Consider the following 8,619-nt stretch of genomic DNA (forward strand, 5'->3'; position numbering starts at 1 on the left):
AAGTACTACCATCAGCATCGGCAGGTACAGGATTCACTCCGTAATCTTTAACATAGACAGCTTTATTGGCATTGCCTGTCATTATATTCCTTTGCACTTCGTAAGCGCCCAAGTCTACTACATCGCTATATATACGAGGATTACCATTCAAGTCCACTGTTTCTGTAGCAAGCACATGCGAGTTATCTCCTGCATCAACAGCCGGACTTATAGTTTGCAGACTATAATCGTTATTATCAGGATCGGTAAACATAGGGGCTGACGTGAAAATTATTCCACTACCAAAACTTCCACCCTGATGTAAAGTGTTTTTATAGCTGAATGAGCCATAATATGTATATGTAGTACCTCCTGTTTCCGAAGTATAACTTGTATAACGTCTGTATAATGCACCCTTTACAACACTATTGCGGAAAGTGACTGTACCACCAGAGTTATTCTGGTAAACAGCAGCACCCGTACTTGCAGTATTATCTGCCATAGTAACATTGGTTAATGTTGGCGACGATTTAGCTCCTGCAAAGAAGCCACCACCATTGGTACCTGTAGTATTTTTCGCAATTAAGCTATTTCGTATCGTTGGAGAACTGGCCGTAATGTAAAGGCCACCACCTTCGGTAGTACTTTTATTATTCATAATAACGGCGTAGCTGATAGCAGGATTACTGGTTGCTGCAAGATAAAACCCGCCACCATCGTCAGCACTTATATTATTGGTAACATACACATTACTGATAACCGGATTACTCTTGTCATTCAGATAAAGCCCACCACCATAGGAAGATGCCGTATTCGAATCAATTTTCAGATTCGATAATTGAGGCGACGAGGCATCTAAATAAATACCCCCACCATAATTCCGGTAAACGGTTTTAGTATTAATTTTAATATTGCTACTAACATTAGCATTACCACCTGTAATGGTAAAACCATCGAGCAAAGCTGTACCTACAGCCCCAGCCGATACTACTACGTGATAGGCATTATCGGTTATAGCAGGGTCATCGCCATTCAAATCGCCACTTAGTACCGACCCTTTCAGGGTAGCGTCCATATCCGGCAGGATACGTTCGTCGGCCAATGTACGGATACCATTATCGGGGTCGAAACCGCCGTATATTTTCAGGTTGGGAACCAGTACAAAACTCCGGTCGCGTTCGGTTTTAGCATTATCTTTACCAAACAAAGGCACATAAGTACCTACGGCAACGAAAATGCTGTTGATATTAGAACCGGCCTGCTCTGCAAAACGCATAGGCGTACTCAATTCGGGATATGCTTTTTCCCACGAGCTACCATCGGCATCGTCAGGAACACTTCCCAAACCATAATCTTTTACATACACAATACCATCGGCACTGGGAACTATAGCTATACGTTGAGTTTCATATGCTCCCAAATCCACCAGACTGTTGTAAATACGTGTATTGCCGTCCAAGTCTGTCTCACCTTCGGCAACATATGTATTATTACCCACATCGACAGCCGGACTTGAAAGACTTAAATGGTAATCATCATTGTCTGAGTCCAGAAACATCGGATCCTGAATTGAAATAACGCCGGTACTGATAGCTGTAGCATTGGTATATAAACAGTTGGTATAGCTAAAGGATCCATAATATGTATAAGTGGTACCTCCTGTTTCTGAAGTATAGCTTGTACTGTATCGACTTAAAGCACCTTTAATAACACTATTGCGGAAAGTAACAGTACCGTTAGTAGCATTACGCTGATAAATAGCTGCTCCCGAACTTGCCGTATTATCTGCAACAGTAGCATTGATAAATACGGGATTACACACGGGCGATGCTATATAAAAACCTCCCCCTGAAGTACCTTGGTTTTTCACAACCAAGCTATTGCGCATAGTTGGAGCACTGGCAGTCATATACATACCACCACCAAAAGAGGAACTGGTATTATTCCTAATCACAGCATGATTGATAACAGGCTTACTAGTTGCTGCAAGGTAAAAGCCCGCACCATATGAGGTACTGGTGTTGCTAATAACAGATATATTGTTGATAGTAGGGCTACTGCCTGTCATATAAAGCCCTCCACCTTCAGCAGCAGTAGTGTTATTAGCAACATGTACATTATTCATAACAGGGTTGCTGGAAGCCAGGTAAAACCCACCACCTGAGGTATTAGCACTGTTATTAACAACATATACATTATTGATAGCAGGACTACTGGCAGTCAGATAAAGTCCTCCACCCGAAGTAGTAGCAGTGTTCGAGTCTATTTTCAAGTTAGACAGTTGCGGAGACGAAGTATGTAAAATAACACCTCCACCCCAACGCCTATTGATAGCTTTTGTATTAACCGTAATAGTACTGCTTGTTCCTGTAGCTGCACCATCTTTGATGGTAAACCCATCTAATACGGCCACACCCACATCGCCAGCCGAAATTACTACGTGGTAAGCCTTTACGCTACCATCGCCATTCAAATCGCCACTTAGTATCGAACCTTGCGCAGTACTATTCAAATCGGAGAAAATACGTTCATCCGCCAATGTGCGGATGCCATTGTCGGGGTCGAAACCGCCGTATATTTTCACGTTTGGGACTAATGCAAAAGCACAGTCTTGTTCGGTAGCACCACTACCCTGCCCATACAAAGGCACATAGGTGCCCACAGCCACAAAAATGCTGTCGATACCTGAGTTAGCCCGTTCAGCAAAACGAAGTGGCGTACTCAATTCGGGAAACGCTTTTTCCCACGAGCTACCATCTGCATCAGCAGGAACACTTCCTACACCGTAGTCCTTTACGTACACAATACCTTCGGCGTCGGGAACTATGGCTATACCTTCAGTCTCATAAGCTCCCAAATCCACCACATCATTATAAATACGTGCTTTACCACTCAAATCAGTCTCGTTTTCGGCAACGTATGTATTATCACCCATATCAATTGCCGGGCTCAAAACATTCAAGCGGTAATCATTATTGTCCGCATCTAAGAACATCGGGTCCTGAGCTGAAACAATGGCGGCGCTAACCGTACTGGAATTTACATATAAACTTTTTGTATGGCTAAATGAACCATAAGTTGTAGTAGCTCCTGTTTCACTATTTGTTACTGAATACCTATATAAAGTTCCTTTTATAATACTATTGCGGAAAGTTATAGTACCATTGGTAGCGTTACGCTGATAAATAGCAGGTCCCGAACTTGCTGTATTATCCGCAATAGTAACATTAATCAATACAGGATTGGCCACAGGAGACGCGACATAAAAACCTCCTCCCGAAGTAGTAGCTTTATTTTTCACAATTAAGCTATTGCGCATGGTTGGAGCACTACCTGCTATATACACACCACCTCCTAAAGAAGCACTGGTATTATTTATAATAGATACATAGCTGATAGCAGGGTTACTTTTATCATTCAAGTAAAGCCCACCACCCTGAGTAGTAGCTGTGTTCGATTCAATTATCAAATTGGAAAGTGTTGGAGAAGAGGTAAATAAATACACACCTCCACCAAAACGGCGGTTTATCGCTTTCGAGTTAACAGTAATAGTACTGCTTGTTCCTGTAGCTGCACCACCTTTGATGATAAACCCATCTAATACGGCAGTGCCTACATCGCCAGCCGATATAACTACGTGGTAAGCATTATCGGTAACAACAGGGTCGTCACCATTCAAATCGCCACTTAAGATAGTGACATTTGTTTTCCAGTCGCGCTGAGAAAGCAAATCCTCTGTACCGGAAAAACCACCGTAAACCTTTACCCCTTTTTTCAATACGAAGGCTTTATCACGATTTGTAGTACCGTTGCCAGCCAGCGTATTAGGAGTATAAGTTCCGGCTGCGACCCAAACTTCATCATCTGCCAAAGCAGATTTTATAATAAGCTGTAAATCGCCCGAAGCATCGGCCCAAGAACTCCCCGAGCCAATACCACCCTGCTTCACATACCATGTATCGGCATGCAAAAATGAGAAACCAAGCAACAACAAAAATGTCATCGCAAGGTGTCGATAGTAGTTTAAAATTTTCATAAGTCTGTCATTTTATATTTCCGTTGCATTTATTTTTCTTTTCTTTTTTCGTTGTCATTGTTTTTATTACATTGTTTTATGAGTTCATACTTTTTGAATTATGATTCTTTTATTTATGATTCTTTTTCTGATTTTTATTTTTTGATGAAAAGAAGAAGAACTAAAGAGGACAGGGTTTTTGAGTTGAGTGTTTTGTGTTTGTGTTTAAGAAAGGAATTCTTAGGGGGTTGCCCTCTTTAGTTGACAACTTCTTTTTTTTTATTTTTGTTAGTCTTTATTCGTTATCCGACAAATGGCTATGTTACGGACCGGGAGTGTTATTCATTACATACTTTGATGGATAAAAAAAATGGCCTTCGGTGGAAAGGGTTATGATTCCACCAAAGACCATAGTATATATATGGAAATAGATATATATATTAATAAACAAAAAGCATGTGTATATACATGCACTTATAGTAGCAACCGGAAGTACACTACTAAACAGAATAACAGAACCAAACAGAAAATAATACAGGGTTCCTGCTATTAATAATATTATGGAAAGGGAAATAAAGCCGGGAAAGGATAAAACCGATAAAACATGAAAGGTATGGACACAAAGCCCTCTTCTTTTTATATGGTACCATATAAAAAGATTATTGTATAGCTTTTCTAGTAAATGCCGAAACGTTAAGAGGTTAGTCTCTCTCTCTCTCTCTCTCTCTCTCTCTCTCTCTCTAATAAAATAACAGGATTAACCAACATATAAATGTTAATTAATCTTATAAAGATACTATTATTAGAGATTGCTGCAAACATCGCTATCTTTTTCTGAAATATACACCCTTTTGTTAAAAAAAATTGAACTCTAAAACAAGGGAAACTTTTTGGTTAATTCCATAAAACAAGATTACCCTTTGTTCATTTTTTTACAAAAACACATACAAAGATAGACTCTTTTTTATTTCAAACCAATTTTTTTAACTAAATACAGAATCTACCATAAACAAAAAGAGCAAATACAACCCTCACATAATTCCTTTGTAACAAACAGTTACATGCAGATAAAAGTTATATTTACTCAAATAAAAATGGCTTGCGAAAATAAATCAGAACAAAAAAATGGATGAACATAGAGCAAAGTAAAACAAAAAAAGTTGAAGATAAGGATTGCATGCACCCTCATTGTTCTTTCTCCTATCCCTCGTTTACAACGAGGGAGTAAATGGGAATCACGTTTTAAACGTAAAACCATTAACCTCTCGTTTATAACGAGAGGCAGGTATATCCTTTACTCAATATTGTTCCTTTGCTCAAAGAGTTCGCCATTCAATTCAACTTAAGTATAAAAACATTAACTTAACGCTTTAATATTTTCAGCGTTCACTATTTCTTTTGCACCCGGCTCATACAGAGACTTCAATCTGTCTTCGTAAAGCTTCTCTACCTTGCCACGAACCACCTTCATCGAACTGTTTATCAAGCCGTTCTTTTCCGAGAAAGGTTCGCCTATCACAGCCACAGCAGCAGGGAGCCAACGCTCGGGGAACATCCCTTCGTATTTTCCGCCTTTCTTGTAATCGTCTATTTCGCTTTGCAGTTTAGTTAATGCCATTTTTTTAGCATCTTCCGATTCCCAATCCAGACTTGGGTCTGTGTTTTTAACAAACGACTTTAAAGCCTCCTTGTTCGGCACAATCAGTGCCGAGGTATAAGGGTCTTGATTATTATGGAGCACAACATATTCGATAAACTTTGAGTTGTCGGCAAACGATTCTTCAATACCTTCGGGGCTGTACTTCTCGCCATCGCTCGAAATAAGCAGGCTCTTGAAACGCCCTACAACATACAAAAATCCGTCGTTGTCCATATATCCCATGTCGCCCGTATAAAGCCAACCGTCTTTAACGGTTTCGGCAGTAGCCTTTTCGTTGCGGTAATATCCTGCCATCACGTTCTCGCCTTTTATCACAATCTCGCCTTTCGTGTAGTTTGGCAGTTCCTTACCATCTTCGTCGCAAATTTTCAAATCCATCGGGGTAACCAAAAATCCGGATGAACCCAATTTATGATGCTTCTCACTGTTGGACGAAATAATAGGGGTAGCCTCCGACAACCCGTACCCCTGATACATCGGTATTCCTATAGCATAATAAAAACGCTGCAATTCGATATCAAGCAGCGCACCACCACCGATAAAAAAATCCAATTCTCCGCCAAATGCCTGACGAACCTTCTTGAACAGTATTTTATCGAAAAGAGCCAAAATAGGCTTTTTCAAAATCTGAAGCCCTTTACCTTTATTATATCCTTCCTTATTATAGGAATAGTTCATCTTCAAAGCAGTATTAAACATCCACTGAACAAATTTTCCTTGCGACTGGATATTGCTTTCGATGCTTTTACGGAAATTCTTTGCCAAAGCAGGCACACTTAGCAGCAGGTTTGGTTTCAGTTCCTTTATATTAATCGGGATATTTTTCAAAGTCTCCATTCCCGTTTTACCTGTCTGAACAGTTCCCACACTTGCGCCGCAAGCCATAAAACTATAAAAACCTGCCACGTGGGCAAAACAATGGTCTAAAGGCAGAATAATAAGCGTGCGGTAAGTTGGCGGAATAGTCATCAGGGTAAGTGCCTGTTCCACATTAGCCGTATAATTGCGATGCGTCAGCATGATTCCCTTAGGGTCGGCAGTAGTACCCGACGTATAGCTAATGTTTGCCATATCGTCCGGCTTAATAGCTTCCGCCGCTTTTTTCACCGAGTCGGGGTAATTTTTCAGATACTCCTCGCCCCATGCCATAAGCTCTTTCAGGCTCATTTCCAATGGTTCGTATTCCGGCTGTTCATCAAAAACGATTACCTTTTTCACCAATGGAAGCGACCCTATAATCGAACGGATTTTTTTCAACTGCCCGCCCGATACCAATATATATTTAGATTCGGAGTGTTCCAAACGGAAAATCAGGTCATTGCTTTCTTCCAACTTTATCGAGAGCGGCACATTCACAGCACCCGTATGCAAAATTCCTAACTCGCCCACAATCCATGCATTACGCCCTTCGGACAGAAGCGCAATTTTATCGCCCTGCTTCACGCCCAGTTTTATCAGCCCTGCCGCTATCCGGTGAGCTTGTTCTTTTGTTTCTTTATAAGTAGTAGGAACGAATTTATCTGTTTTCTTCTCCCACAAAAACGGGTTATCTGCATATTTGTCTACACTGGTATTCAGAAAGTCTATAATAGTCGGTCTATTCATTATCTATTAGTTTTTAATAAAAAATTCCTTTTCTTAAGCGCGACAAATATAATGCTTTTTCAGTCCAATAAATAAAATCCTTTTTATTTCATGCTCAAAAACATAAAAAGTGAGCAAAAAAAAACAACACCAAACCGAATAAAACAAAAATCCGCCGGGCTTCAATACCCGGCGGAAAAAAGCTCCTATATCTGTATTTTTGATAAAGAGCGGGATTTTACAGCTCCGCAATACACCGCACACTTAGGCCAAGTGCACGGCCGTTATTGTTTGCAGGGTACACATTACTGTCATTGAAGGTCAAATAGTATGAGTACACGCTGCTAAGGCTACCACTCCAGTAATAACCGTTAGCACCTACATTGTAGAGTTCGCTATTACTGGGGTCGCGGAAGCCTGCAGCGGGCAAAAAGAGTGTGGTAGTTTCACCGTCAGGTCTAATTTCATAACCATTAGTGCCACCAGTATACCAACTCCAAGTGTTGGCAACAGCAGTACCCGAAGCACCGGGAGCCGAACCGCCACGAAAAATATCGCTCCATTCGCCTTGAGCAGGAACACGCCATCCAGCGGGACAGGGATCGTAAGTACTATTTTTCTGATTACGCCAATTGAGGTCAGCCGAAACTGCTGACGTCCAATTGTGAGGGTAAGAAGGGGAAAGTATAAAAGTTTTTGTAGTAGCGTTAGTACTTTCACCATTAGTAACTGTACCACCAGTAGTAACTGTAGTAAGAATAGTAGTACTGATTCCGCTTGTACGTTTTTCGTGACCATCTCTCACACGTCCCCATTGGTACAAATCACCATAAACTACCATATCATTATCTCTTGCAATAGGAGTATAGATAAGATTTATATAATTAAACACAGGACTATTATATGCCTTTTGGGCTTCTATGCTTTGGTCGGTCGCTCCAAGATTATAACACATAAATGTACTCCAACCTCCTGATACGGTTTTAGCACCACAGCCTACTGCCACTTCGGCTATGTCGCTATTTATGCTGTTGCCGTTAGCATCGGTAACTTGACAGTAATAACGGCGCATGCCCAATACTGATAAATCGGGAGCGAAAGCTGCTTCTGTTTCACCAGTTATAGAGGCAGGAGCGGCGTTGGTATTAGCTGTCACTTCGTACCATTGGTAAGTAAGCGTACCGATACCGATAGCCGATACGCTGACAGTAGCCGAACTGCCACCAATACCTGTAAGAGCAGTTGCATTTTTAGTTTCTGCCCAGTTGAAAGCACGAGGCTGTGTGGTGATTTGCGGAGCTACATTACTACCGCAATTCGAAATCCAAGCAGTACCATTCCAAGTGTCGGTACATTTAGTAGTAATGTTGTAAATAGTAAG

Annotated in this window: 2 protein-coding genes and 1 pseudogene; all 3 read right to left on the reverse strand. The window is 40.9% G+C overall.

All coding sequences use genetic code 11. The features are described 5' to 3' along the window. Window positions 1-103: 103 nt before the first annotated feature. A pseudogene (locus D0T49_RS13200) lies at window positions 104-4,015 on the reverse strand (choice-of-anchor Q domain-containing protein); the annotation flags it as partial. A gap of 1,336 nt (window positions 4,016-5,351) precedes the next feature. Further along, entirely contained in the window at window positions 5,352-7,259 is a 1,908-nt protein-coding gene (locus tag D0T49_RS05165) for a long-chain fatty acid--CoA ligase (protein ID WP_163629527.1), read from the reverse strand. A 217-nt stretch (window positions 7,260-7,476) separates the two neighbouring features. After that, window positions 7,477-8,619: FISUMP domain-containing protein (locus D0T49_RS05170; protein WP_203583419.1), on the reverse strand; the 1,143-nt coding region annotated here is incomplete at its 5' end.

Source organism: Paludibacter sp. 221 (genome assembly GCF_010501035.1).
GTDB lineage: Bacteria > Bacteroidota > Bacteroidia > Bacteroidales > Paludibacteraceae > QVMH01.